General features: G+C 58.1%; 30 protein-coding genes. 3 read left to right on the top strand and 27 right to left on the bottom strand.

Going from position 1 to position 26,466, the window contains the following annotated elements; genetic code table 11:
• Positions 1-39: 39 nt before the first annotated feature.
• Together NZ453_RS17415 and NZ453_RS17410 are read left to right on the top strand one after the other, a co-directional pair.
• Positions 40-1,182 carry a sensor histidine kinase gene (locus tag NZ453_RS17415; protein WP_263772057.1) on the top strand — a complete coding sequence of 381 codons (1,143 nt, stop codon included), beginning with the start codon at positions 40-42 and terminating at the stop codon, positions 1,180-1,182.
• Between the two features lie 259 nt (positions 1,183-1,441).
• Complete coding sequence (locus NZ453_RS17410) at positions 1,442-2,389, top strand: manganese catalase family protein (protein WP_263772056.1); 948 nt, start codon at positions 1,442-1,444, stop codon at positions 2,387-2,389.
• A gap of 164 nt (positions 2,390-2,553) precedes the next feature.
• Here the strand turns inward: NZ453_RS17410 and hypE are convergent, their stop codons facing one another.
• The 21 genes from hypE to NZ453_RS17305 all read right to left on the bottom strand — a co-directional run bounded on the left by hypE (position 2,554) and on the right by NZ453_RS17305 (position 21,964).
• Positions 2,554-3,636 carry a hydrogenase expression/formation protein HypE gene (hypE, locus tag NZ453_RS17405; protein WP_263772055.1) on the bottom strand — a complete coding sequence of 361 codons (1,083 nt, stop codon included), beginning with the start codon at positions 3,634-3,636 and terminating at the stop codon, positions 2,554-2,556.
• Positions 3,633-4,796 carry a hydrogenase formation protein HypD gene (hypD, locus tag NZ453_RS17400; protein WP_263772054.1) on the bottom strand — a complete coding sequence of 388 codons (1,164 nt, stop codon included), beginning with the start codon at positions 4,794-4,796 and terminating at the stop codon, positions 3,633-3,635. The genes hypE and hypD overlap by 4 nt, the downstream gene beginning before the upstream one ends.
• Before the next feature lie 12 nt (positions 4,797-4,808).
• On the bottom strand, positions 4,809-5,087 hold the full coding sequence (gene hypC / locus NZ453_RS17395) for a HypC/HybG/HupF family hydrogenase formation chaperone (protein ID WP_263772053.1): 279 nt from the start codon (positions 5,085-5,087) through the stop codon (positions 4,809-4,811).
• A 12-nt stretch (positions 5,088-5,099) separates the two neighbouring features.
• The gene (gene hypF / locus NZ453_RS17390) at positions 5,100-7,520 is read right to left on the bottom strand and encodes a carbamoyltransferase HypF (RefSeq protein ID WP_263772052.1); all 2,421 of its coding nucleotides are present in this window, start codon (positions 7,518-7,520) and stop codon (positions 5,100-5,102) included.
• Entirely contained in the window at positions 7,517-9,247 is a 1,731-nt protein-coding gene (locus NZ453_RS17385) for a heterodisulfide reductase-related iron-sulfur binding cluster (protein ID WP_263772050.1), read from the bottom strand. The genes hypF and NZ453_RS17385 overlap by 4 nt, the downstream gene beginning before the upstream one ends.
• Positions 9,248-9,278: 31 nt before the next feature.
• Positions 9,279-9,995, bottom strand: coding sequence for a hydrogenase nickel incorporation protein HypB (gene hypB, locus NZ453_RS17380; protein WP_263772049.1), 717 nt, complete (start codon positions 9,993-9,995; stop codon positions 9,279-9,281).
• A 71-nt stretch (positions 9,996-10,066) separates the two neighbouring features.
• The gene (gene moaA, locus NZ453_RS17375) at positions 10,067-11,089 is read right to left on the bottom strand and encodes a GTP 3',8-cyclase MoaA (protein ID WP_263772048.1); all 1,023 of its coding nucleotides are present in this window, start codon (positions 11,087-11,089) and stop codon (positions 10,067-10,069) included.
• Positions 11,090-11,263: 174 nt separating this feature from the next.
• Positions 11,264-11,614, bottom strand: coding sequence for a cupin domain-containing protein (locus NZ453_RS17370; protein ID WP_263772046.1), 351 nt, complete (start codon positions 11,612-11,614; stop codon positions 11,264-11,266).
• Positions 11,615-11,665: 51 nt separating this feature from the next.
• The gene (locus NZ453_RS17365) at positions 11,666-12,100 is read right to left on the bottom strand and encodes a hypothetical protein (RefSeq protein ID WP_263772045.1); all 435 of its coding nucleotides are present in this window, start codon (positions 12,098-12,100) and stop codon (positions 11,666-11,668) included.
• A 128-nt stretch (positions 12,101-12,228) separates the two neighbouring features.
• Positions 12,229-13,146: an SDR family NAD(P)-dependent oxidoreductase gene (locus NZ453_RS17360; RefSeq protein ID WP_263772044.1), complete on the bottom strand. Its 918-nt coding sequence runs from the start codon at positions 13,144-13,146 to the stop codon at positions 12,229-12,231.
• Positions 13,147-13,252: 106 nt separating this feature from the next.
• Positions 13,253-13,894, bottom strand: coding sequence for an FMN-binding negative transcriptional regulator (locus tag NZ453_RS17355; protein WP_263772043.1), 642 nt, complete (start codon positions 13,892-13,894; stop codon positions 13,253-13,255).
• 113 nt (positions 13,895-14,007) lie between these two features.
• Complete coding sequence (locus tag NZ453_RS17350) at positions 14,008-14,373, bottom strand: hypothetical protein (RefSeq protein WP_263772042.1); 366 nt, start codon at positions 14,371-14,373, stop codon at positions 14,008-14,010.
• 486 nt (positions 14,374-14,859) lie between these two features.
• A complete protein-coding gene (locus NZ453_RS17345; RefSeq protein WP_263772041.1) occupies positions 14,860-15,525 on the bottom strand; it encodes an HAD family hydrolase in 666 nt (221 codons plus the stop codon).
• Between the two features lie 67 nt (positions 15,526-15,592).
• Positions 15,593-16,261 carry an alpha/beta hydrolase gene (locus NZ453_RS17340; RefSeq protein ID WP_263772039.1) on the bottom strand — a complete coding sequence of 223 codons (669 nt, stop codon included), beginning with the start codon at positions 16,259-16,261 and terminating at the stop codon, positions 15,593-15,595.
• A gap of 62 nt (positions 16,262-16,323) precedes the next feature.
• Positions 16,324-16,635, bottom strand: coding sequence for a cupin domain-containing protein (locus NZ453_RS17335; protein ID WP_263772038.1), 312 nt, complete (start codon positions 16,633-16,635; stop codon positions 16,324-16,326).
• A gap of 195 nt (positions 16,636-16,830) precedes the next feature.
• Positions 16,831-17,589 (bottom strand): hypothetical protein, encoded by a 759-nt coding sequence (locus NZ453_RS17330; RefSeq protein ID WP_263772037.1) that lies wholly within the window; start codon positions 17,587-17,589, stop codon positions 16,831-16,833.
• 629 nt (positions 17,590-18,218) lie between these two features.
• Positions 18,219-18,869 carry a hypothetical protein gene (locus NZ453_RS17325; protein WP_263772036.1) on the bottom strand — a complete coding sequence of 217 codons (651 nt, stop codon included), beginning with the start codon at positions 18,867-18,869 and terminating at the stop codon, positions 18,219-18,221.
• 116 nt (positions 18,870-18,985) lie between these two features.
• Entirely contained in the window at positions 18,986-19,984 is a 999-nt protein-coding gene (locus NZ453_RS17320; RefSeq protein WP_263772035.1) for a hypothetical protein, read from the bottom strand.
• 120 nt (positions 19,985-20,104) lie between these two features.
• On the bottom strand, positions 20,105-20,548 hold the full coding sequence (locus NZ453_RS17315; RefSeq protein ID WP_263772034.1) for a hypothetical protein: 444 nt from the start codon (positions 20,546-20,548) through the stop codon (positions 20,105-20,107).
• Positions 20,549-20,618: 70 nt separating this feature from the next.
• On the bottom strand, positions 20,619-21,461 hold the full coding sequence (locus NZ453_RS17310) for a hypothetical protein (protein WP_263772033.1): 843 nt from the start codon (positions 21,459-21,461) through the stop codon (positions 20,619-20,621).
• 353 nt (positions 21,462-21,814) lie between these two features.
• Positions 21,815-21,964, bottom strand: coding sequence for a hypothetical protein (locus tag NZ453_RS17305; RefSeq protein ID WP_263772032.1), 150 nt, complete (start codon positions 21,962-21,964; stop codon positions 21,815-21,817).
• 106 nt (positions 21,965-22,070) lie between these two features.
• On the opposite strand from NZ453_RS17305, the gene NZ453_RS17300 reads away from it, so the two are divergent.
• The gene (locus NZ453_RS17300) at positions 22,071-22,733 is read left to right on the top strand and encodes a glutathione S-transferase family protein (protein WP_263772030.1); all 663 of its coding nucleotides are present in this window, start codon (positions 22,071-22,073) and stop codon (positions 22,731-22,733) included.
• 128 nt (positions 22,734-22,861) lie between these two features.
• Here the strand turns inward: NZ453_RS17300 and NZ453_RS17295 are convergent, their stop codons facing one another.
• From NZ453_RS17295 to hypA, 6 genes are all read right to left on the bottom strand, one after another.
• On the bottom strand, positions 22,862-23,275 hold the full coding sequence (locus NZ453_RS17295) for a hypothetical protein (RefSeq protein WP_263772029.1): 414 nt from the start codon (positions 23,273-23,275) through the stop codon (positions 22,862-22,864).
• A gap of 31 nt (positions 23,276-23,306) precedes the next feature.
• Positions 23,307-23,663 carry a hypothetical protein gene (locus NZ453_RS17290; protein ID WP_263772027.1) on the bottom strand — a complete coding sequence of 119 codons (357 nt, stop codon included), beginning with the start codon at positions 23,661-23,663 and terminating at the stop codon, positions 23,307-23,309.
• Between the two features lie 113 nt (positions 23,664-23,776).
• On the bottom strand, positions 23,777-24,199 hold the full coding sequence (locus NZ453_RS17285) for a hypothetical protein (protein WP_263772026.1): 423 nt from the start codon (positions 24,197-24,199) through the stop codon (positions 23,777-23,779).
• On the bottom strand, positions 24,186-25,100 hold the full coding sequence (locus tag NZ453_RS17280) for a DUF6402 family protein (RefSeq protein ID WP_263772024.1): 915 nt from the start codon (positions 25,098-25,100) through the stop codon (positions 24,186-24,188). The genes NZ453_RS17285 and NZ453_RS17280 overlap by 14 nt, the downstream gene beginning before the upstream one ends.
• A complete protein-coding gene (locus NZ453_RS17275; protein WP_263772023.1) occupies positions 25,097-25,624 on the bottom strand; it encodes a PAAR domain-containing protein in 528 nt (175 codons plus the stop codon). Before NZ453_RS17275 ends, NZ453_RS17280 begins: the two co-directional genes overlap by 4 nt.
• Before the next feature lie 290 nt (positions 25,625-25,914).
• Positions 25,915-26,295 carry a hydrogenase maturation nickel metallochaperone HypA gene (gene hypA, locus NZ453_RS17270; RefSeq protein WP_263772022.1) on the bottom strand — a complete coding sequence of 127 codons (381 nt, stop codon included), beginning with the start codon at positions 26,293-26,295 and terminating at the stop codon, positions 25,915-25,917.
• Positions 26,296-26,466: the final 171 nt, after the last annotated feature.

Below are 26,466 nucleotides of genomic sequence, written 5' to 3'. Positions count from 1 at the left end.
AAATAATCCGAATAGACGGACAAGACGGAGGAGCCCGGAATGGCCATGCGACTCGCCGATTTCATCTTGCGCGACATGGAGAGGATCGTGGCGCAATGGGAAGCCTTTGCTCGCACGCAGTTGCCTGCGGCAGCGAAGATGGAAGTGCTCGCGCTGCGTGACCATGCCGAGGAGATTCTCCAAGCCATCGCCAAGGATCTGGGAAAACCGCAAACCCGCGAGGAACAAGCCCAGAAATCAAAAGGCCTCGCGCCAAAGATCGAAAATGCGCCCGAAACAGCGGCGCAAACACATGCCCTGCTAAGAGCGCACAGCGGCTTCGACGTCCGGCAGCTCGCGGCGGAGTATCGAGCGCTGCGAGCTAGCGTGCTTCAGTTGTGGATAGACGACTGCGGGGCCAATCCACCCCATCTCGACGACGTGATTCGGTTCAATGAGGCCATCGACCAGGCGCTCGCCGAATCGCTCGACTACTTCACGGCACAGGTCGAACAGTCACGTAATCTGTTTCTCGGCATGCTGGGGCACGACCTGCGCAGTCCGTTGCAGAGCATTCAGATGACGGCCACCTATCTGGCCGCGCTCAATGCCGGCGAGAAGGTCTCCGCGGCCGCCCAGCGCCTCATCAGCAGCGGTGCGCGCATGCACGCGCTGCTCGATGACCTACTCGACTTCAACCGGACGCAACTCGGCTTGGGCATTCCCGTGACGCAAGCCCTGGTGGACCTCGCCGGCCTATGTGCTGAGGAGCTGACCGAAATCCGTTCCGCTTACCCCGATCATCCGATCGAGCTGCGCATAGCCGGCGATGTGCAGGGGCACTGGGATGGGCGGCGCCTGCGTCAGTCGCTGAACAATCTCGTCGTCAACGCCGTCAAGTATGGGAAATCCGGCGCCCCAGTGCAGGTCGTCGTGATCGGAGAGGCCGATCAGGTGCGTATCGAGGTCTGGAATACGGGCGATACGATCGACCCAGTAATGCTCGATAGTCTTTTTGAGCCGCTGAGACGCGGCGTGCGGGATGAGAATGATCACAGCAGCCTCGGCCTGGGGCTCTATATCGCTCGCGAGATCACCAAGGCACATGGCGGCAACATCGAAGCCCGCTCGGACGATGGGGAAACGGTCTTCCGGGTGCACCTGCCACGCAATCAGCGCGCCGATGATGAGCAGAACGACTGACGAGCCCCGCTTCATCGATCTCCGCGGCATTTCCGACTTAGCGCTCACCAGAAGCTCGATGTGTATTCGCTGCCGCTCCTGAACGGCAACCGTGCGCATCTTCCTCCCGGGCACCGCCCCGGCGCCGTAAGCCCGCCACCGTAAGTCCTTCACCCTCCCGACCTTGACAACACCTCAGCCCACTGTTTGAACAAGGCATACGGCTTGCTCAATTCAGCGGACTGGCGCCGTCGTGCCATCACCCACTGAAAGGACATTCATGTTTGCCCATAACAAACGCCTTCAATACACCGTTCGTGTCAGCCAGACCAACCCGGGCCTCGCGAACCTCATGCTGGAGCAATTCGGCGGGCCGCAAGGCGAACTCGCTGCCGCGTGCCGCTACTTCACGCAGGCGCTCGGCGAGGACGATCCGGGCCGCAAGGACATGCTGATGGACATCGCTACCGAAGAACTCAGCCATCTGGAAGTGATCGGCACGATCGTCGGCATGCTCAACAAGGGTGCCAAAGGCGTGCTGGCGGAAGGCAATCTGACAGAGGCCGAGATGTATCGCCAGATTTCGGGCGCCGGTAACGATTCGCACGTGACGCAAGTACTTTACGGAGGCGGACCGGCGCTCGTGAACTCTGCCGGTGTCCCATGGACCGCTGCCTATATCGACACGATCGGCGAACCGACCGCCGACCTGCGCTCCAATATCGCGGCGGAAGCGCGTGCGAAAATCGTCTATGAGCGCTTGATCAATCTGACCGATGACCCGGGCGTCAAGGAAGCGCTGGGTTTTCTGATGACACGCGAGATCGCGCACCAAAAATCGTTCGAAAAGGCGTTGTACGCCATCGCCGGTAACTTTCCACCGGGCAAGCTGCCGGGCGTTCCAGCCTTCTCCAGCGTGTACTTCAACATGTCGCAAGGCGAAGGCGATACGCGCGGTCCCTGGAACAGCGATGAGAACTTCAGTTACGTATCGGAGCGTGACGAACAGGCGGCGGCCGATGGAGAGGATGGAAGCGCGAGCGTGATCCTCAAAAAAGAGGAATCAAAGCCGCTGAAACAGATGGCCGACCGTACGCTCTCGGACCCGAGCACCAATCCGGTGACCGGTGCGGACCTGGGCATGATGGCCGAGACGACAGCGGACAGCGCCCTGTCTAGCCCGGAAGCCGGCTCCGCCCCGGCAAGCGGAAAGAAGAAGACGAGATGACACGCCGGACGGAGCTGTCTGGGCCACGGCTCCGTCACCTTTGCTCAATCAAGCGCCGACCTTGTGCACTGCCTGAGATGAAGGTTCTTGCCGCAACCGAGAAGCAATAACGTCAACTTCGTTTTCGGACACACGAGCGTGCGGAAGCACGCCGCTCCAACTGCTCAGCAAATCCGTGGCAGTTGTTCGCCCACCAGCATATCGACCACGCGGTCACCACCAAATGTCGTATGCAGGATCACGCCGGCGGATCGGGCTTCCGTCACTTCGCCGATGATTGCCGAGTGCTTCCCGGCCGGCTGGCTCCGCATGGCGGCGAGGACAGACTCCGCCCGGTCGGCCGGCACGATGGCCACAAGCTTGCCCTCGTTGGCGAGGTAGAGCGGATCGAGGCCGAGGATTTCGCACGCGCCTTTCACTTCCTCGCGAATGGGCAGCGACGATTCGCGGATGCGGATCCCAACATTCGAGCTTTCGGCGAACTCGTTGAGCACGGTCGCCAGCCCTCCCCGCGTGGCATCGCGCAGGCAGTGGATATCGGGACACGCGGCCACCATCGAAGCGACGAGCGTCCCGAGCGGTTGGCAATCGCTGCGCACGCCGCATTCGACGCCCAATTCGTTGCGCGCGATGAGAATCGCCGTTCCATGGTCGCCCAGGTAGCCGTTCACGATCACCACGTCTCCCGGCCGGGCGCGCCGGGCCGAAATGTTTACCCCTTCCGGAACGACCCCGATGCCCGCCGTGTTGATGAACAGCTTGTCGGCCGCCCCGCGGCCCACCACTTTGGTATCGCCGGTAACCACCGTGACACAGGCCTCAAGCGCGGTCGCCTTCATGCTGGCGACCGCACGCCGCAGCACCTCGGTCGGCAATCCTTCCTCGATCACCATGCCGCACGACAGGAACAACGGCACGGCGCCGCTCATCGCGAGATCGTTCACGGTACCGGCAACGGCCAGCGTGCCGATGTCGCCCCCCGGGAAAAAGAGCGGATCGACAACGAAAGTATCCGTAGTAAATGCCAAACGGTTGCCAAGGCGTGCGAAATCGGCAAGCGGGAAGACCGCCTGATCCTCCATCGCCGCAAGAATAGGGTTCTCGAAGGCACCGACGAAGACATCCTCGATGAGATCGCGCATGGCCTTGCCGCCGCTGCCATGCGATAGGTTGATGTGCGAATCGCGCAGCGACCGGCGGGGGCGCCCGGTGCTGGCCGGCGCCAGCGTTTTCTCTAAGCTGTTCATGCGGCAATCTCCGTGACGTTGCTCTGGGGACGTTTGGCAAGCCCGCTGGTATCGATGCGCCCATACCGGTAGTACGCAGCGCACGCCCCCTCTGTCGAAACCATGAGTGCTCCCAGCGGTGTCTCCGGCGAGCACTGCGTGCCGAAAACTCGGCACTGCGCCGGCTTGATCAGTCCTTTGAGCACATCGCCGCACTGGCAGGATTTTGGATCGGCCACCCGCAGGTTGGGCAGTTTGAACTTGCGCTCGGCGTCATACGCGGCGTAAGCGTCGCGTAACCTCACCCCCGAATAATCGATCGATCCGAGGCCCCGCCATTCGAAGAACTCGCGTACCTCGAACACTTCATGCACCGCCTTCTGCGCCAGCGGATTACCGTCGCGCGGCACGATACGACCATACTGGTTCTCGACCTCCGCGCGTCCCTCAGCGATCTGCTTGAGAACCATCCACACCGACTGCAGCACGTCGAGGGGTTCGAACCCGGAAATCACGATCGGCTTTGAAAAATCGCTCGCGATGAACTCGTACGGGCGTGTGCCGATCACCATGCTGACGTGGCCCGGCCCCAGAAACCCGTCCAGGTTCAGGTCAGGCGCATCAAGGATCGCGCGCAGCGTCGGGATGATCGTGATGTGATTGCAGAACAACGAGAAATTAGGGATACCTTCCGCCTTCGCCTGCAACACCGTCATGGCCGTGCTCGGCATCGTGGTCTCGAAGCCGAGGCCAAAGAACACGACTTCGCGGTACGGGTTCTGCCGGGCGATTTGCAGCGCGTCGAGCGGCGAGTAAACCATGCGTACGTCGGCTCCGCCGGCCTTTGCCTTGAGCAAGCTTTTCTTCGATCCAGGCACGCGCATCGCGTCGCCGAAAGTCGTGAAGATCACATTCGGCAGCTCGGCGAGTGCCACGCAGTCGTCCACCCGACCCATCGGCAACACGCAAACCGGGCAGCCGGGGCCGTGCACGAACTCAATCTCTTCAGGTAAGAATTGCGTGATGCCGTACCGGAAAATCGAATGCGTGTGTCCGCCGCACACTTCCATGATCTGCAATGGCCGTTCGCGCGTTCTTCCGATGCGGGAGGCCAGCGCACGAATCTCCTGTGAGAGCGCCTTGGCCTGCTCGGGATTACGGAATTCATCGACGTATTTCATGTTGCCTCCCGCTCAAGCCACCGCTTGCCGCACGTTATCGAGTTCACTTTCGTATTCGCCCATCTCACGCAGCAAGGCGAGCGTCGCCGCGGCTTCGGCCTCGTCGATGCGCACCATGGCGAAACCCACGTGCACCAGCGTCCATTCGCCCACGCACGATTCGACCGAATGGTCCTTATTGACGATGAACGCGATATTGATTGTCCGCTTCACGCCGCCGACGTCGACGACCGCGAGCTTCGCGTCCTTATCCGCGATCGCCGCGATTTGTCCGGGAATTCCCAAGCACATAGACTTCTCCAATCAATCCATTTGAACGGCCAAGACCCTGGCCGCCGCGATGGCCGCCTGGCCGAGAGCGATTCCGCCGTCATGGGCCGGCACCTGCCGATGCGTCATCACGTCGAATCCGGCGCTCCGTAGCCGTGTAAGCACCTGTTCGAGCAAAACGCGATTCTGAAAAACACCGCCGGAAAGGGCGGCGGTCGTAATCGGTCCCCCCATCGGTCCGCCGTTTGGGCGTCGCTGCACCAGATCCTCCGCGATGCGGGCAAGAGCGATGGCGAGCCCCTTATGGAAACGGGCGGCGACAAGCGGCACCGGTGTCGCAAGGCGCAAATCATCGAGCAACGCCATCCACATCGGCGCGGGGTCAATGCGCAAGAGGCCGTCCGCCGTCTGCGCATAGCCGAAGGAATAGGCGTACATATCCTCCTCGGCGAGCGCGTTCCGGTCGACAAGCGCTTCGAACTCGACGGCCGCTTGCCCTTCGTACAGCGCCTCTTCGCAGCACACACCGGCCGCGGCGGCAACGGCGTCGAACAGCCGGCCGCATGAACTGGCGCGCGGACTATTGATGCCGCGGGCGATCATGCCGTCGAGCATCACCGTGGGTTTGGAAGCAAGAAAGCGCCACAGGTCGAGGGTGCCATAACCTTCTTCCAGCCGCTTGCGGCCGACAGCCGCCATCAAATGCGCATAAGTGTTGCGCCACGGTTCCCGGATCGCGCGCGCACCGCCCGGCATCGCCACGGGTTGCAGGCTAGCCAAGCGCCGGTACTGGCAATAATCGGCAAGGACGATTTCGCCACCCCACAACAGACCGTCGTCGCCATATCCCAGGCCATCGAGGCAGATGCCGAGAACCGGGGAAGCGGTGAGTTCGACGCCGTTCTCTGCCATGCAGGCGGCGATATGCGCATGATGATGCTGGACCTCGACGCACGGAATTCCTTCTTCGGTCGCCATCTCAAGACCGAGTTTGCGCGACAGATATTCGGGGTGCCGGTCCACGGCCACGATGCGCGGCTCGTGCTCGAACAGCCGCCGATAATCGGCTAATGCCGCGAGGTAGTCGGCATGGCAACGTGCGTCGGCCAGATCCCCGATGTGATGCGACAGCACCGCCTCGCCCTCGCACAAAAGGCAAAACGTGTTCTTCAATTCGCCGCCCAGGGCGAGAATCGGCACGGCCGTCGAGAACCCCTCCGGCAATCGGATCGGGGCCGGTGCATAACCGCGTGCCCGACGCAGCAGACGGGCTTCGCCGGCCATCACCCGTACCACGGAATCATCGACGCGGCGCGCGATGCCCCGGTTGTGCATCAGAAAATGGTCGGCGATGGCGCCCAGCCGTTCGCGCGCGTCGTCGTTGTCGATACCCTGCGGCTCGTCGCTGAGGTTGCCGCTGGTGAGTATCACCGGCCCTTTCAATTGCCGCAGCAGAAGATGATGCAGCGGCGTGTTTGGCAGCATGAATCCCAAGGTGCTTACGCCGGGCGCGACACCGTCGGCAATCTCGGTGCGTCCGTGGCGTTCGAGAATTACGATCGGCGCGGCGGGGCTGAGCAAGAGCGCGCTTTCCGCCTCGTCGACCTTGCAATAACGACGGATCATCTCGATGTCGCGCGCCATCAGCGCGAAGGGCTTGCGCTCGCGTTGCTTGCGGCGGCGCAGCTTGTCGACGGCAGCGGCGTCCGCCGCGTCACACGCGAGCTGGAAGCCGCCGAGGCCCTTGATGGCAACGATGTCGCCAGCTTCGATCGCCGCGCAAGCGGCTTCAATGGGGTGATCGGATTCTGCCGACTCGTTTCCATTGGCCTTTTCAAGCCAGAGCCTCGGGCCGCATACCGGGCAGGCGATCGGCTGAGCATGGAAGCGGCGGTCGGCGGGAGCCGCGTACTCAGCTGCGCATTGCCGGCAAAGCTGGAAATCCCGCATCGTCGTCGACTGCCGATCGTACGGGATGGCTTCGATGATCGACAGGCGTGGGCCGCAATGTGTACAGTTGGTGAACGCATAGCCATGACGGCGCGTCGTCGGGTCCGTGATTTCCGCCAAGCACTCCGGGCACGTTGCGGCATCGGCCACGACTTGGGTGCGTACCGCGCTGCCGGCACTCTCCACGATGCTGAATGCGTCTGCGCCAAAAGAGCCGTTTTCCGTCGCCGGTGACGAGTCGAGGACGCGTTCGCGGTCGATCGCTACGATGCGCGACAAGGGCGGCGCCTTGCGCGGCAACTCGCGAGCGAACATATCGATGTCGTTCGCATTTCCGCGTACGTAGATCGTGACGCCCTGCCCGTCATTGCCCACCCACCCGCGAAGGCCGTAGTCATTCGCCAATCGCCACACCATCGGCCGAAAGCCCACACCCTGCACGGCGCCGCGAACGCGGATGCGCTCGGCCGATGCGGCGTTGGGTACGTTGTGGCCCGCGCTCACGATCGAGGCTCCGTTTCCCCACTGACAGGGGGCAAACAAGGAGGGTTGAACAACGATTGCGTGGTCCACGGAGCGTTGCCCCCTCCTCCCAACCTTCCCTTGTCAGGGGAGTAGTTGTCCCATCTCAAGAGCCTGTGGGCAACTTCACCAACCGAACCGGTCATGCCGGAACGAAGCGGGCTTAGCGATTTCCCCGTTCCTCTCTCTCCGCCCTCTTCGGGTGCTCGCCTGCCAGGTGAGAAGTCTGAGCCCCGACATTCGTGAGTTTGTTCTCCCTTGATCTCTCCGACCATTGCCGCGCGGTAAGCGCGATACGAATCACGCAGCAGTTCAACCGGGTGGCGCGCTTCCCTTGAAAGAACCTGCTCGAACTGGATTCGGCAACTGAGGCAGTCCGTTACCAAACATTCGGGCGCGGCGGCGCGGATTTTTTCCGTCAAGCGCTGGCCGATGCGCAGCGAAGTCACGTGAAAATCCTGCTTGAATCCCATCAGGCCGCCCTGCCCGCAGCAATCAAATCCATCACCCACACGGGCGACTTCCAGGCCGGGTATCAAGCCAAGCAGATCCTTCCATGGCTGTCCGATACCCTGCTGCCGCTGATGGCAAGGGGCGAAGTAGCTGGCGCTGCTCCCGATGGCCCCGAACTGGAGTGCGAGCTCTCTCGCTTGGTGGAGCATCGACAGGTATTCGCCGAGATCGTACGTGTGATTGGCAACGCGCAAGCGCGCGAGCCCGCTCAGCGCCGAAAAGTAACCTTGATCCTGAAACACCTGCCGCGGTACAAGGCCCAGCAGCCAGGGCTGCCGCCCGTGCCCGGCACGCCGTGACACGTTCCCGGTGAACGCCGCGTCCCGCTCGCTCAAGCGTTGGCTGACCAACCCCATGTCGCCCCCCGCCTCGTCGATCATCTTGGCGACCAGCGATCGGTAATCCTCGGAATACTCGGCGCCGTCGCGGAGGAGTGATTTCAGCAAGTAGCCGCACGTCGGGCACGAACAGACGATGTCGAATCCTTCCTCGACGCAGCGCGCGAGTTCTTCGACGTTGAAACGTACGCGGTCGAAAGTGAAGGACCGGTCGCCTTCGAGCAACGCCGGCATTCCGCAGCACTTTTGTTCGGGTAGATGAACGGCGACTCCGTTACGTTCAAGGACTTCAACCGTCGCCTTGGCCACTTCCGGAAAAAAGTAGCGCGCTGTACAGCCGACAAAATAGGCGATCTTGCGTGAAGCCGTGCGCGGCTTGCCGTGCAGGCCACGGGCGCGAGCCCAAGTGGAGAAACCGTCGATCGGAAAACGCGGCACCTTTCTTTCAGGGTGAATCCTGACGATGCGCCGTACCGTACGCGCGATCGAGTTTGCCCCGGTCAGTGCATTGGCAAGGTGGGGAACCGCCTCGCCGATCTGTCCAAGGCGTTGCACGTTTTCCAGGAGGCGCACCCCCGACGCCAGCCCGTCGCGGTTTACGAACGCATCCCGCGCCTCGTTGATCCACGCCTGTACCGGAGCGCACGGGCAGATGCCGCATGCGTTGCACAGACCGATCAACGCCTTCAGCTCGACCTCCGAAATCGCCTCGCCTCCAGCGGCTTCGCGGTCGGCCAGACGGTACAGCTCGGGCATGAAAAGGCACGACGCGTCGTCCATCAACTCGCGGCAGTGACCACAACTCGAACAACGGCTGAGAACCCGCCGTGCGCGCGCTTCGGGATCGTCCGGCGACATTGCGCTGCTCATCCCGATGGCGAACCCGCGCTCAGGCGGCCTTCAGCTCGCGTCGATGCTCCGCCACGGCGTCGACGAGCCACTCGACCCATCGGTCGATGCCATCGCCGTTCTTCGCCGATACCTCGATGACCGGCAGGTCGCCGCGAATCGCCGCGATGTTGGCGCGCGCACGGCTCACGTCAAACTCGTCGATGTACGGCAAGAGATCGGTCTTGGTGATCAGCGCCTGATCGGCGATGCGGAACATGATCGGGTACTTGGAGGGCTTGTCGTCGCCTTCAGTGACCGACAGCAGAAGCACGTTGTAGTGCTGCCCGATGTCGAACGTCGCCGGGCAAACGAGGTTGCCGACGTTCTCGATGAACACGATGTCGAGCCCTTCCAGCCGGATGTCGTGGAGCGCATCGTGCACCATATGCGCGTCTAGGTGGCACGCCATGCCGGTGGTGATCTGGACGGCGTGGACGCCATGGCGACGGATGCGCTCGGCGTCGTTCTCGGTTTCCAGGTCGCCCTCGATGACCGCGATGCGCAGGCCCGCGGGCAGCGCCTGAATCGTGCGTTCGAGCAGGCCCGTCTTGCCGCTGCCGGGCCCGGACATCATGTTGATGGCCAACACGCCGTGCTCGTCGAAATGCGCCCGGTTGTGATCGGCCTGCACGTCGTTCTCGTGCAGCAGGTTTTCCAGCACGTCTATCGTATGCGTGCCATCGTGTTCCAAAAGGTGCCGGTTGGCGTCGGTCACATTGCAGCCGCAGCTATCGCACATGTCGTTTCCTCGGTTGGCGGCTTGCCGCCGCGTTTGACTCAATCGCCCTAGCCGCCCATCCGCCACATCGGCTGGCCCTGCTGGGGCTTGTAACCTTCGTTGAATTGGTGACCTTCCGGTTTGCACCCCACCGCCGCAAATATCGCGGCTTCCAGAGCCTGGTCGCCTTCCGGAGAGCGCAAGGCGGCACGCAAGTCGTAGTCGCCCTGCCGCGCCATGCACGGCACCAGCTTGCCAGTGCACGTAATGCGGACGCGGTTACACGAGGAGCAGAAGCCGTGGCTCATCGGTGTGATGAAGCCGATCAACCGCCCGGTCTCGGCGATCCGCCAATAGCGGCACGGACCACCGCTTTTGTGCTTCGCCGGAGTCAACGTCCAGCGCGTAGCGAGACGCTCGCGCACCGGGTCGAGCGGCAGATACAAGCCTTCGGTACGCTCGCCGAACGGCATTAGCTCGATCAAAGCGAGATCGCAGCCCTGCTCCCCGCACCAGCGGATCAAGCGGTCGTATTCCGCCTCGTTCACCCCGGCCATCGCCACGGCGTTGATGCGTACCGCAAGCCCGGCTGAGCGCGCCGCCTCGATGCCGTTGAGCACATCGGCAATACCATCGCGCCGAGTAAGCCGGCGAAAGACTTCATCGTCAAGCGTATCGAGCGAAACATTCACTCGGCCGATCCCCGCCGACGCCAAACCGGTGGCGTACTTTGCCAGTAAAGTGCCGTTGGTCGTCAGCGTCAGTTCGTCCAATTCGCCCGACGCCACGCGGGCGCCCAGCCGCTCGACCAGCAGCATCACCCCCGGGCGCACCAGAGGCTCGCCGCCCGTCAGCCGGATCTTGCGCACGCCGAAACGGATAAACGCCGCGCCTAAACGCTCCATTTCTTCAAGGGTAAGGATGTCGGCTTTCGGCAGAAACTTGACGTCGGTACGCATGCAATACGAACAGCGCAGGTTGCACCGATCGGTGACCGAGAGCCGAAGGTAGGTGATCGCACGGCCGAAGCCATCCGTCAGCCCCGCAGCCGCTTTGGCCGCCGTACCAGCGGAAAGTGAAATCTCGTCCATCGTCCGACCCCATGCTCGCGCTCGCCACGGTAAGCGCCTTCGTCTCAGTTGGCCGCAGTATTCGGGGTCGGGCCGGGCACGCGCAACGGATTGGGCGCACTCAGAAAAGCGGCTGTGTCATTTCGGGACAGGCAAAAAACGTCCAGCCCCCCTCCCTGGTGGAGCGTTTGAAGATCAGCCTGCAGGGAGTGAGCCGCCGTCGAATTCCGGTAAGGGCTGGGGATGCAGATGAACGGCGAGCCACATCGCTCCGTCACTCGTGCGCTCAACCGTGTGCGGCGTGCCGGCCGGCAGGAACAGATAGTCGCCGGCCTTCAGCGAAACCGACCTTCCATCAACCTGTAGCGCCGCCTCGCCTTGCACGAGCAGCACCCACTCATCCTGGGATTGCACGTATTCCTGGGGAGTGATGAGCGAAGAACTGATGATCCGCTCGATCACGAGATTCTTGTGGCGAAGGAGCTCGTCGAAGCGCTCGCCTTCAGCGGGCGGGTTGGCGTTGGTGAAGAGGTTGCTGGAGTACATGGGTCGGATTAAGGCACGTCAAATCGAACCGGTGGAATGATCGGTTAGGCATTAGGGTTTGGAAGACGTGAGAATACCGTTCGCCCTTTTTGCAATTTCTAGCAGGGTACGGTGAGTGGCTTCCAAGTCCTCACTGGGCAAATCGCCGTAAAGAGACTGAGTAACGTCCTTGACCTTACCGCTGAGTTCGACAAAGAGAGCGGAGCCTTTGTCTGTGTGCGAAAGAGTCCCGCTCTCACTCGCTTTGAGCAGGCCAGCCTGTAAGAGTGTGTCTATTTCCAAGCGCACCTCATCAATGCTTGAGACCACATGACCACTGATCTGGCGTTGCGCAATTTGATCAACGGTTAGTGGCGAAGCATTGGTAAATACAAGGGAAATCCAAGCTGGAAATGAAAGCCCTACGTCTTGAAGATGCCGCTCGAGCAGCGCCCGCATGGAACGCTCTGCTGAGCCAACTGACTGTGTGAGCGGGGGAAGTTGCATGGCGGTATCCTCTCTAGAAAAGTGCTACGAATGACGCCCTGCGTTTGAATTCAACGGCGATGAGCGGTTCCATCGCGCAACGCCCGCTGGAATGACGGGTCGGATCTATGCAGCAACACTAGTTGCGCTCACGAAATCAGTCTAAGAGCCACATCCCAAAGACGCTCCGCATTCTCTGCATTGAGGGCGTAGGGGGCGACACCGCCACTGAAGTCTGTCGGGCGCTTCGAGACAGGATGGGATTCGTTGCAGTCTTCGAAATAGAGGCCGCCTACCCCCTCAACAAGCGGGGAAGCCGCAAGAAGAACCGAGGTTGCGGCCCCTTGTTCCGGGGTCTTGCGGCGCTCAACAGGGGTCTTCAATCCACCCGTATGCTTTTGTAAACCAGTGGCTATCGCGCCCGGATTTACGGCATTGGAGAAGATGCCATCGCTGGACCAATGCCGCGTGACGGCCACCGCCAGTAGCGCGTTGGCGGTCTTGGATTGGCCGTACGCGCCAAACGGCGTGTACGGAATGAAATCGAAATTCAAGTCGTCAAAGTTGACGGGTGAGAAGAGATGGCCGCTGGAACTCAGCGAAACGACACGCGCCCCGTTAGCCGCAGCAAGTGCTTTGTGCAACCAATAAGTCAGTGCGAAATGGCCCAGAAAGTTGGTGCCGAACTGCATCTCAAACCCTTGAGAGGTTTTCTCCAACTCGGGGACGGCCATGATCCCGGCGTTGTTAACAAGAATATGCAGTGGGTTCTCCCACCCTGCGGCGAAGGCACTTACCGAGCGCAAATCAGCAAGGTCCAAGCTCCTAACGAGGATATTCCGATTGCCGGTTGCGTGGCGCAAATTCTCAGCCACGGCGATGGCCGATTCCGGCCGCCGCACGGCAAGGGTGACGGCTGCGCCAGCCTGTGCAAGTGCGCGAGCGGTCTCGATGCCAATACCGGCCGCGCCACCGGTGACGATAGCGTGCTTCCCGGTCAAGTCGATGCCGTCGATGACCTCCGAAGCCGTAGAGTGAAATCCGAATGGTGTTTTGAGTCTAGTCACAACGGCTCCTTCCTATTAGATCCAACGTTTGAGCTCTAGGGCCGCAGGAGCCCGCAAGGCAGATACCGCCACGCGGAACTTGCCGACAGTCCCTGGCAAGGTTGGGTTAACGCGTTGGGTTGCTACCCTCAATGAGAGCGGCCATGTCATTAGCCTCCGACGCTCCGCTGGCGCGAAGACCATGAATGACTCCGGCTCGGTTCTCCGCGGACTGGTTTTGGCTTGTCTTCCACTTGCCTGACAGGCGTGTGACGACGATCTCGATGCCGACGATCGCCCCAAGGAGTTTCTCAACATAGTCCGAAGGTGCATCTTCGATATGCCACGGCTCGGGTAAAGCGCTCTCGTTATGGGCCACCAGCGCCTCAAGGTGTGCGCGAAGCCAAGCGGGGTCATCGACCACACGGAGTGTGCCGTAGGCGTGGGCAACCGCATAGTTCCAAGTGGGCACAACCCTCCCCGTTTCTGCTTTGGTGGGGTACCACGAAGGCGTAACGTAAGCGTCGGGGCCATGGAAGATAGCCAGTGCCTCCACATCGTTGGCGATGTCCTTCCAGATCGGGTTGGCGCGGGCCACATGGCCGCGCAACGTTCCGAAAGGACTCGGTTCCGGAGACAGGTGCAACGGAATGTGATTGGCATTGAGCCCGTTCGACGCAAGCGTAACCAGCGTGGCGAGCGGACGGGCGCGAATGAGCTGATGCAAGGCATCGACTCTTGGCTCAGCAAAGTGCTTCGGGATATACATGGCTATGGTTCAAACGCTGCAGGTAACCGGCTGCCGGTGCGCCGTATGCAGGCGGGTGTTAGGAAGTGCAGCTTGCTGGCAGTTCGTACTGCCCGAGAGCTTAGGTGTAAAAGTCATGCCAGAGTGCTGACCACGAACGAAACGAAAATGAACAAAACAAGGAGTAGCCATGGTGCAAATCGAGTGAATCCTGAGTCGCTCGCAAATCGTGAGAACCGCACAGCGATAGCCGCGAAGGCGCCGCTGAGAACGAGCAGTGCGAAGCCCGCGAGTCTTGCTGCAGCGCCGTGCAACGCGACGGGACCAAAAAAGAACTGGCCAAACTCCGGGCCAGCCAGAGGCTCCAGGTATCCTGAAACCAAGGCGCCAACTCCCCACCAAAGCGTCATCAGTGAGAACGGTGAAACGACGAGAACCAGAAGCGTCGTATGCAGCCATGTCGGGAGCGAATCGTCGGAAGGGAAAATCGATGGACGCATGGAGATGGCTAGCGTTTCAGATACCCGGCAAACGCAGCTTGCCGGGCAGTCGGTTGATCGATTGGCGAAGCTGCTGAGGGCCTCTGTTGCTCATGAATTGCGACTAATCAGGACGCCAGACATATATCGAGATTCGTTATGAAAATTGAGAACTATTTGTTTTTCGCTTTCATTACAGCCAATCAATAGCTTGATCTCTGAATCGCGTTTCATGACGTCAATGGTGCAGATTACGGCATCGCAAAAACATGAATCCAATGATCCTTTCCAAATGTCGATTCCATTTCCGTCTCCACTCGATGTCCCATGAAGATATCCATAATCGAGAGGGTAGATGATGCTATTGAAACGGGGGTGTATCGATCCTTTAGGGCGATCAATTATCACTTGGGAGGTTTGAATCAGAGAGTCAACCTTTTCCCAGAAAGAATTCTGCATGTATGCCTCTAAAACAGCGTGCAGCCCAACGGTTAAGCTGAGCGAAGGTTAGGCCGCACTGCGTCGCGCCAGCCAGCGACGAAGTTCCCAACCAAGTTCAATTGGCGAGTCAACGGTGGCGAATGCATCTTCGAACGAATGCTGCTCAGTAAGTTCGGAGCGCAGGACGATGCAATCGATGCCAGCAGCGGTTGCCGCGCGCAACCCTCGAGGCGAGTCTTCGACCGCGATACAGTCTCTGGGCTCGACGGATAGCCGGTTCATAGCGACTTGGTAGGGCTCGGGGTCCGGCTTCTCTCGTGCGTAGTCTCCCGCGGCAACCACAAGCTCAAAGTGCCTAAGGAGGTTTGTGCGACCGTGAATCTGATCAAAGTGCTCGCGCGCGGAGCTTGTGACGACCGCCATGCGGCAAGAGCCGACGAACTCTTCGAGAACACTCTCAATGCCCGGGTTGATCAGGTTTGGCGATTCACGCAGGAGAGATGCGTAGAGGCGATTGCGCTGAGCTCGCCCTTCGGCGATGCGCTGATCGTCCCAACCCCTGTCTCGCAAGAGATGCCACAAGCCCGCGTTGTTGCACAGAAAGTGTTCGAAGTAGAGGCTGACATCCAAGTCGATGCCGAGGTCCGCGAAGTAGGTTCGGTTCGCCTCATAGAAGAGGCGCTCGCTGTCTACCAGAACTCCGTCGTTGTCCCAGAGGATGGCGCAGTGCATTTCGGTTGTGCGGGTTAACGTTCGTCGTCACGTGCGTGCGTCTTCGCTCGTCGCGTGCATGGGGTTGTTAGCGATTGGTCTTTTGTATCCATTGCTTTAATGGATCTACCCACTCCGGCAATGGACGAAAGAAGGCTGCGTGCCCCTTGCCTGTTGAGATCGCAATCTCTTCAAACGAGGTGAGCCTACTTCGCGTTGCGATCTTCTCGCACGACAGCACCGAATCCTTGGCGTCATAGATGGACATGAAATTTCCGCTCAGCGTTAGAGGTGGATCACGGTCTATGTCCCCATTGCTGCACGCGCCCATGATTGCCGTATTCAATTCAAGGTCGACGAGGCGACCAGAAGCGTATGCCGTCAGCTGGCCGCCTCGAGAAAATCCGACGAGAGTGATTCGACTCGGCTTGACTCCTGCGGCCACCAAGCGTCGAACCCATGACTCGAGAGTCGCTACGTACGAGCGGATTTCGGTGTTCTTAGGTCGCTGGGGTGCGATGAGATTGAAATCCCCATTCATGAACAGCGCCTGCTTAATCGCGGGGAAGTCGTAAATGCCGCGCGTCGGATGGACAGGCGTCGGATCGCTACCCTCTACAATTAGCCCGTACGAATAAATGACGTATCGATCGCTGGCTCGTATTTCGTTGGGAAAACTGTCAAATACCTCAACAGCCATGCCATCGAGAGGGATAAGGGCAAGAAGAACAACCGCGAACTTCAAGGTTCCTAACACGAACATCTCCGATTGCTAACATCCGAGGTGAGAGGCGGCCGACCGAAACGTTGGGCGCCATATCAGACGCTACCTTCTCGTTCGACGACCAGAATACGGGCTTCACCGCGAGGGTGTGCAACATGCTCACACCCGACCTCTGCGAAGAAAACGTCACCGGTCTCTAACGTCACTACTTGCTCTACCCCTGAGGCTCGGTAGTGCATGTCGACAGTACCATCAAGGACAGCGAATACTTCCTCGCCGTCGTTGGTGTGCCATTTGTACGGCTGATCCGTCCAGTGGAGGCGTACCGTGGTACCTGCCATGTTGGCGACGTTTTCTGCGCCCCACGGTCGACTTGCCTTGAATTTCTTGCTTCGGAATACCTTCACAGCGAAATATCTCCTTACGTCGAACAACCATTACCGACAGTGAAAGCATCAGAGCAAACATTCTCAATCGGTGGAACAACATACTCCGCACTAAGTGGCCTAGTCAGCATAACGCAACACCATTCCATGACGCCCAACGTCTGAATTCACCGGCCTTGCGCGGCTTTATTCGCAAGGTCCGTGTTGACCGAAGGGTTAGGCGGCAGATGTGCCACTTGGCCCCTCCGCCTTTTCTGCTGCAACGAAAGTCACGAAATACTCCAACAAGGAAATGGCTTTCTGGCTATTTAGCTTGCTCGGATAGTCTGTAGAGATGCCGTGCAGAATCTCATGCCGATTGGGAGAGTTGGGCCAGTTGCGTCTCGTGTCGTTGCTTGCGGTAAAGCCGTTTGCTTCCCTTAGCGGAAGGAAAATGACCTCAGAGAAAGCACCGTCGATTAGCGCGTCTGTCACTTCTTTTGTTCTTGGAATTCCACCTTTCGTGGCGAACAACTTCCTTCCCAGAGTCTCGATGCACATGCCTTCGACCTGTATCAAGAGCGCAGGAATGGACAGTTCATATATGCCGGTTCTGTGTGCGTTAAAGGCGGCGGCCAATATGGCTTGGCGCTTCGGGAAGTGCTGCACTGCGGTTGCATAGATACGATCAATTTCGTTCTCGATCCATTGCGCCAACATGGCGTCCACTTCTTCCGGGGTAGAAGAGCCTGATAAGTGTTGAAAGTGGCGCAGCTCGGACATGCCCATTTCACCGGAAATAAACCAACCACGTTCTGCCAAGGAGCGAACCATGGGGCGCAATTCATCCGGGAGCTTTCGTATGCCCTCTGCAAGAGCAACGACCGATGGTAGTACGTTGGCTGAGAAGGCTTGCATAACGCGCGCCACACTTTCACCAATTGACCGCAACGCCTCGACCCAAGGCAACGGAGAAGGTGATTCAGAAGGGACCATGTTCTGCCGCCTAACGTCGAAGGTAAGGGGCGCTGCGCGGAGCTTTATCGCGCAGCGCCCAGCGACCGCAGGGAGCGGCCTTGACCGAATTGTTAGCCGTTACGCTCCGCATTGGGGAAACGATAGCGAGTAAACAATAGCCGTAGTACCAAGGCAATAGAGCGCGCGGTATAGCCATTGATTGACTCGCTCAGAGAATTGCACCCCGGAAAAAGACTGAACTTCCCAGCCGCGAACAAATAGTGTGCCCCAAAGGAGAAGGCCCGCTCCTACGATCTGGAGCCAAACAACGGTTTCGGACGTGGCACATCGGCCTAGCAGATGCATCAAATGCCCGGTGGCATACCCGAGAACCGAAAACCCCAACACAAGAGCAAGCGATTTGAAAAATGCGGCCCGAATGACATATACGCGGTGGCGTGGCTCAGAATAGCCGGTGTAGTTGTTTCGCGTTTCCTGATCTGCACGCTCGATCTCGATGAATCGACGCGGCGATACGAGCAGAAGCAAACAGAGCTTAAGCGCTGCAAAGAACGAGAGTGGTGTTGGGCGGGTATCGGCCATGGAACGGCTAACGTGAAAGTGAGTGACGCCAAGCCGATAGGCGAAGCGTCCGCTCCACTGCAAGGTTAGCGCTCATGTTTTCGGGCCTGGCTGGCAAGTTCTGGGTGTTTCTTGGTAAGGGTCCATCCCTTCAGATACTCGAACAATGCATCCGTTGCCGCAAGAAAACCATCTGCCAGTTCAATCCAAAGGTCTTCGGGAATGTCTCTGTCGTCAGCACCAATTCTCGCTGAGAACTTCCCGTTCCCCTCCCAATCTTGGAACACCGTGAAAATGTGCTTTTGTGAGAGATGTATGAATCCCGACGTTGAATCGTAGACTCTCGGCATCCAACTGTACTTCTTCCCAAGAAGGTCCACGAGGTGCTTGTCGGTCATGAACTTTCCATTCCGGTCCTTTAGCTTCCGAATAGGGGTTCCATGGAGAACTTGGCTCGCAAATTCGTGTGGCTCCTTGACGATGAAAGCCGCAAAGAACCTCATGCAACTATCGAGTTGAAGTCGTAACAGCGAAGCTGCACAGACATAGTTCTTATCTCGCACCAACGACGCGAAGCCGGCGCATTGCGCCATTGATCTCTTGATCGCTGCGGCGGCAAGCATGTCGAGCGAGTACATCGTTCCGCCATCGGCCTTGAGCATCTCCATAGCCAAAGCGAGATGAGCGTCCTTAAGGCTCTCGATGTGTGCAATGCGCTGCTCTAGCTCGGGGCTCATGAGCGCTAACGTTTGACGTGAGGGGCGGCCGGAGCCGCGAAGCGGCGGAGGGTATTTGCAAGCGCAGCTTGCAAACCGTCCCTCTCGACGGAGTTGTTAGGCAACACCTGCGCCACTTAGCCTGCACCTTCGGCTGTTTCGATGATCAGGCTTGAAATCCCTCCGGGGGGGAGATCAGGCTGCTCTGCTGGTGGTGACATGTTGTCGCTACCGTCGCCCTGTGAGGTTGGCGTCGCTCCGAAGTAGCGGTCGAGAATGGAAACTCTGGATGCCGAAAATGGGAAAGGAAACTGCAGATGAGGCGCGTAGGCAAGCATTACACCAGAGCCGACAAGATTGCCGGTGATGCGCGGCGTAGGCCCACGCTTGATATTGGCGCGCCTGTACGTACGCTTCCCCGTCGTCTCAAGTAACTCTTGAATCGTGCGAGACCAATCATCTTTGGGTTTTCCGAGTTGAAATGGCCTGCCGTCCTTATTTAAGAGTATGTCGCCAAGCAGACGCGCTAACGAGCGATCAGCGGTAAGCATCGGCGTTGCTGGACTTGCCGCCCAAGGACATTGATCAGTCCACGTAATCTGCTCTGGATATGAGGGGCCATCATGTATCAGTGCGTAGCGAGAGCCTTTCCCCTTCTCCTTGATATTGCGAAGCCCAGGAGCAAGACCACCCGTAACAAACTCGAACGACGGCCAAGTACTGAAGAGTTGCAGCTGAGGATCTGATGCGGAAAGTCTGTGCGTAGAGTCAGTCGACATCTTGGCCTGAAGAAGAATGGCTCTAGCCGATACGCGGGTGCCCTTTGTATGTTGGTGTACGACGAGTAGATCGGCGAGTTCAACCTGATTACGAGGAACGCCAAACGAGACCTGAGGATGTCCGTGACAGAACACACCAGCGAGCTTTAGGGTAATTCCCTTTGGACGCAGGAGTGGCTCCCAGCGGTCCAATAGCAGGGGAATGCCATTCGTTACGAGTGTGGCGACGTAGTCTTCCTCTCTGATTTTGCCCTTGGCGAGGTGGTCGGCAAGTTGGTGTGAATGCCAAATTGCAGAATTTGCGCCAGAGTAAAGGCTCTCGCGTTCATGCAGCGCGAAGAGAGTCGCGAGAGACATACGGTGCGTCCTGTGTTGCCTAACGTGGAAGTGAGGGGCAGCCGGAGTGCGAAGCACGGAGGGAACCAACAAGCGCAGCTTGTTGGCTGTCCCGCTCGACTGTAGGGTTAGCCGTCTCGCTCATTCTAGGCACAGCAGCTCCGCCTGAAGAACAGCCAGTAAAGCGCGCTCTTCGATCTCGATCTCTTCGAATTCACGACAGACAACCTCCAGCATCACATCTTTGAAGCAAGCGATAAAGTGTTTGCGGTCAGCAAACATTAAATCCTGATGCCTGGGATGAATCCGGTTGGCAACCATGAGTTCATGAATCCAAGGCGAGTTCTCGACTTGATACAGGCCATACAAGCCCAAACCGAATTTTGCGAGAGGATGACTGCCTCGCGCTTCATCATTGGGACTACCGTACTTGAATGTGCTGAACCGGAACTTCAGTGCACTGACAGAAGAGCCATCTTTGGCGAGCACAAGGTAGAGCTCGTGCTGGGATGACAACACGAAGTTCTCGTATTGAAACGAATACTCTTTTTTCAGCGTAACTTCGCGGACAACTGGTTGATTCATGTTTAAGACGGCTAACGTTTGAATTGAGCGGCCTGCGCGGCTTCTCTCGCAGGTCCGCTCGAATGAAAGGTTATGCATCTGACACCAGCCTAGCGGGCGACAGTTGAAAAGTTTCTGTGTCAATTTTCATTGATGCGTCAACGCACGAGTTTTGGTCGCACCAATAGTTATGGTAGTTGGCTGCCCAGAGATACTTTGCCCAAACAGGCGGGCGAGACCTAAGTAGCGCTAGTTTCTCTTCAATCCTTGCCTTATGAGAAGAAAGTTCCTTTTCGTAGAAGTGGCCGTTTTCGGGAATGAGAGTGTCGAGATAGTTAACGAAGTATTGTCCGTCGCTATCACGGAGAAGGTCTCGATTTTGAGGCGCATGAGAACCTCTGCCGTAGTACTCAAGATGCCGATTCACTGCAGTTTGAGCGGATGGCGCAAGAACAATTCTCGGATCGCGGGCCAACGTTGTTTCGGCTTCGTAGGCTTCTATCAATCCTCCACCGAAAACTGCAATGTCGTCCATATATAGATCGCCAATTGCTATAGCACCTCGCACAAAGAATCCTTCCATCGTCATGAGCATTTGGAAGTACGACAGGTCGTTGAAGACGCTACCAAGTTCGATTTCGCCATCATCATGTATTGGATGACCAATGACGATGTTGTCAGTAAAGGCCCGAAACGCAGAAAAGTCCTTATCGCGGAGCCTTCGCAATGTGTCTTCGGATTGGTTCGGATCGACATGTTCTCTCGATCGCTTTAGGGTCCTATGAAGGCGATCAAGTATGTCTTGGCTTTCCTTGCGTGACTTCGCAGACTTCACGAGATCCGTATAGCCCAAAATGTCGATGAAGCCGACAACTGATCGCCTCAGTTTCGGAGTTCCATTGGCGTCGATATATGGGTTACGAGATTCGGTCAACTACAGACTCCTAAGATGCATAACAGTTATTCAGACGCCAAAGCGTCCGGGTTATTGTTAATAATACGGACACGTTGGAGACGCGTCTAACGTATTGAATACAAAAGAGACCGACCGGTTCCGGTCTCCTTATCAACCAACAATCATACGGACAGAGCAAACGTCCGCCTTATTCGACGATCGCTTCTGGTTGCTTCCTGACTTCGTCGAATGGTGAAGTTAACACCCGTTCCGGCCAATAAGTCGACGTCTTCGATCACGGAACAGTAGCCAACGAGCTATTTACCCAGCTTTCGTATCCTGCCCCTGGGCATTTCGGCGTGTTGTCCCAGCGCCGCGATGCAAGACCGAAATCAGCCGGTGAACCGCTTCTCCCTCTCTAGCCGAGCAAGGAATCCATTCGCCAGTTCTTCCGCTTTCCGATCGGTGTTTCCGATCAACGTTCCGAAGGCCTCCAGGAGGTCGGCACCGAGTGCCGCTCCAAGGCGGATGTGTCTAGCCACGAGAAAGTCGTTGAGGGATGTCGATTTGCTTCCATCCTGAACGTCGAATCAGTAGCCGACGAGAACTGCCCTCCGGCATCCCTACAGACATCGAAGGAGGATTCACATGTCGCTTCCATCCCCTATTATCACGGCCTTCGAACACTCACCCGACAAAGGCAAAGGGCTCGCACGCGATATGCGCGTTCGCTGGGCGCTTGAAGAAGTCGGGCAATCGTACGAGGTTCGACTTGTTTCGTTTCGCGCGATGAAGGAGCCCGAACATCTGGCGCTTCATCCTTTCGGTCAGATTCCGACCTATGAGGAAGGGAATCTCGCTCTGTTCGAGACGGGAGCGATCGTGCTCCATATCGCCGAACGCCATGCAGGTCTATTTCCGGACGAAGCCAATGCCCGGGCACGCGCGATTATGTGGATGTTTGCCGCGCTCAATACCGTGGAACCGCCGATCCTTGACCGCGAGACTACGCGGCTCCTAGAGAGTGAAAAGCCATGGTATGAAGAGCGCCTTCGCTTCACGGAGAATCGAGTACGCAGTCGCCTGAGCCAACTCTCCGCTCGGCTCGGAAATGCCGAGTGGCTTGAAGGCGTGTTCAGCGCAGGCGACCTCCTGATGGTGTCCGTGCTTCTCAGGCTCAAATCGTCGGGCATGCTTGACGAATATGCGAACCTGGCCGCTTACGTAGCCAGTGGCGAGGCACGCCCGGCCTACCAGCGGGCGTTCGCCGCCCAATTGGCGGTCTTCATGGGCCAGTCGCCGGCGAGCTAAGGGCCGGCCTAACTTTGCAGGGAACATCGTCAGCCTCGAAGCTCTCGATATAGAGCTCTTGCCCTTGAATGACATCAATGTCTTTTCCGGCGCAGTGCGGGCACTCGAAGTGATAGCGCCGAATCCTGTCAGAAACAACTCTGTTGAGGCTCGGACGGATACCTCCCGGGAGAAGAAGGCAGGTCGGCTTTCCACTCCCATCGGCTGCTCAAATCTCCGATATAGGTCACCCAAGGCCGCTCACCAGAAAATCCGTCGAACCGCATCGGACCGTCTCTAGTGCTCAACGATGTTTGTGCGGTGTAGAGCTGCTTGCCTGATTTGTCGTACAGTTTCGCCGTTCCCTCGGCGTAAAGAGAGTCGGTGAACAGTGCATGAAACGGACTCTGCAAGCGAACAACATAGTATTCACGGTTCGGGCTGTAGCACCGCTCTTGAGAGGGCGCGCCGCCCGTGTACGTGATCCAGTCGCATTCAAAGACGACATACCAAACCATCAGAAGAAAGCCCACCACCCCGAGGAGAGCGCTAAGTTTGAACATGCTGCATCCCTGGGGCTTCGTATCCACTGGGCTAGAAGCAGTGCTTTTCCGGAATAGAAAAACTATCTCCGGGAGAACTGGGGAGGGAAAACACCCAACCGCCCCGGGGCTCCGAGTCGTCCGCGTTACCAGTGAAAAAAACGGAATACTCTTTTCCTCGCGATGTCGACACATCGCCCCAGTTCGGCCCGGCCTGGAAACCGAGTAACGTCTGGCCTGCATGAAGGAGATTGCCCGACTTGTCGTATAGCTTCGCGGTGCCAAAGGCAGGTTCAAAGGCAATCGGCATCAAAGCGCGAATAAGAGACTGATATCGGACGACGTAGTACTCGTGGTTAGGACTGTAGCAACGCTCTTGTGCCACTGGCCCGCCATCGGTGTAGGCCATCCAATCCGATCCAAAGACAACATACCAAGTTGCCAGAAGAACGAGGGCGCCCACAGGGAGAATCTTGCGTTTTGAGAGCCTGTACCGTCCGTGCTGCCTCATACCCGTTCTCGCTAGAAACAGTGTTTCTCCGGGATAGAGAAGTCCTCTCCGGGTGTCGAAGGCAGAGTAAATAGCCAGTTGTTCAAATCCCCCATGAACCACACTGAGTACTTCTCGCCATCTGCCGTTGGCCCGCCACCCCATAAAGGCCCGGCTTGAAAATCCAGGAAAGTCTTGCCCGAATAGAGCAATCTTCCCGATTTGTCGTATAGCTTGGCTGTACCAAAAGCAGGTTCAAAAGCAATCGGCATCAGGGAACGGATAAGCGAATGGGATCGAACGACATAGTACTCATGGTTGGGGCTGTAGCACCGTTCTTGCGCTGTTGTGCCTCCATCGGTGTAGGTCACCCAGTCCCACTGAAATACGACGTACCAGAGCAGGAGCAGGGAAACTGCCACACCGGCTAAAGCTTTGTGTCTAGAGAACCACATAGGCGGTACCTGGCTGCAGCCATTTCACGTCCGAAAAAACGAAGAAATCGCCGCCTGTACCGTGCTTTTCTTGCCATCTCCGGAAATCTCGATTCTTCACTGGTACAAACCCTTTGTACTTGATGTGATTGGCCATCCAGCCAATCGGCGCATTTGCCTGATTTGCTCGGTACTCGGCCGTTTCAGCCTTACTCAGCAATCGATCACGGCTCCAGATCCCGAGTCCAGCGGCGGCGTCGGTGAACCAATCCGAATTGAAATCATAGGTATCGCGTACATAGACGCCGAGTTTTTCGATCTCAAAAATGTCTTTACTGAGTTGCGATGAGTAGCGAGTTCTTCCCACCACCGCAACTTTAAGTGTCGCCTTGAAAATCGCACCGTATAGGTCGTCGAAAGTATCCGAATACTCGCCAAACGTGGCTCGATTTACCTGAGCTGACATATCGAGTTCTTTGGCGGACATCAATCCCTGCCCAATCGCTACAGTGGCTCCTGGCTTCCATCCCGCACCCCGCAGTCTCCTGTCTCTCAGTGTCTCTATTGCTTTTTGGCTATCCCATTCCTTACAGAATTTGTCGAAGACCTGCTTCGCACGCGGAAACCCCAGCACCCAGTCCATCTTGATGATTTGGTCGTCGATCTGGCTGGCTGGCAACGTCCTGTAATCGACGCCCTGGCCGCTTCGCAGGTTTTCCGGCATGACGTAGGCGGGACTGTTCGAGAACCAGCGTCGCATCATCTTGGCCGAGACCTTCCACCCCATCTTGTCCATGGCACCGGGAATTTCATCGAGATGGAGGACATCTACTTTGACTTCCTTGCCCTCCGTAATCCGCGTCGGACTTGTCGTCGATGTCGCGATAGGAGTTGGGCTTGCAGCAGTCGCTTGTTGGCTCATCGCAGTCCGATTTCCTTTTGCATGGCGTACAGGAGCTTGACGGGTATCGGCGATTCCGAATAAGCCTTCGCCGTAGCGCCATCCTCGTAAGTGTCGTCATGGTGTTCACCGAAACTCGTGGCCATGCCATAGGCAAAGCCGCTAATCGGGTTTCCGGTAGCGATATCGCGAAGGACGAAATGTTCGTCGTAGCTTCCGCCCTCCTTTGACTTGGCGAGGGTCCCCACCCCCGATACGCCAATGCCGGCATCGGTCTCTCCCGCCGCCTCGTAGGAACGCCCCACATTGGGCAGGGTTGAAATCAGCGAGCAACCGCAACTGCATTTGTGTCCCTCAAGCGCCACGTTCTTGCCGTTTATGGTCCAGGAAGGGTCGCCTTCCACGATGGTGACGACGCCATGCCCTCGGATAGGGCACGTAGCCGTATCGCCTCTCCCCGCGACCTCTTTACCGAACATCACGTAACCCACCGTTGCACTGACCACGGTGCCGCCATGCGTTGTCGGATCACCCAGTCGAATCACACGTTTTCCAGACAAAGCGACGTCCTTTCTTGTGATTTACTTCGATGTCATTGGGTGATTATGCCATCAACAACAATGGCGATTGGCGTGGAAGTCGACAAACGGCTAGCCGCGAGCTCAGGTGTGATCAGAGTTAAACAGTTCTGAAGTGACGGTGAAAGGCGAACAGACGACCGGTCGAATAGGCGTTTTGTCCGGAGCGGTAAGCGTGCAAGCTTGTCTGCGCAATCGGCTTTTCTCTTGAGACAGATCTTGCTGCTTTAAGCCATCCTATTCCGAAGGGGCCGCGGTTACGCGGAACGATCCGGGTTTTCGTCCGCTGCGCCGCTATCGTTCGCCTCGAAGCTCTCGATATAAAGCTCTTGCCCCTGAATTACGTCGATGTCTTTTCCAGCGCAATGCGGGCACTCGAAGTGATAGCGCGGAATGACAAACTCGGTGGCGCACGTTCGGCAGCGCCCGCGCACGTCGACCACGTCGATGATCAATTGCGCGCCGTCCGCGACAGTGCCCTCGGCGAACATCTCGAAGCATGAACAAAGCTGTTGCGGTTCGACGGCGCGCAGGCGGCCGACCTTCACGCGCACACTTTTTACGTGCCGTACGCCGTGTTGCGCGGCGTGCCGCTCAATGATCCGCATCAGGCCGGCAACGATCGCCGTTTCATGCATCGACTATTTCTCCTCTGGTGGGTAAGGCGTCGCGCGGCGCTATCCGCCGCCCTGATCCATCACCGTTCCCACAGGCGTATTTGTACCAGCGCAGGAGATCATCCGGAGGGGCTTTCCAGGGCAAAGAAGGCCGCTGTCACGAATTGACACAGCGATTTTTTTGTTCGCGCA

It is taken from the genome of Propionivibrio soli, assembly GCF_025770765.1.
In the GTDB taxonomy this organism is placed as follows: Bacteria; Pseudomonadota; Gammaproteobacteria; order Burkholderiales; family Rhodocyclaceae; genus Propionivibrio; species Propionivibrio soli.
The sequence above is the reverse complement of the archived record's forward strand: the minus strand, read 5'-3'. Positions and strand labels throughout refer to the sequence as shown.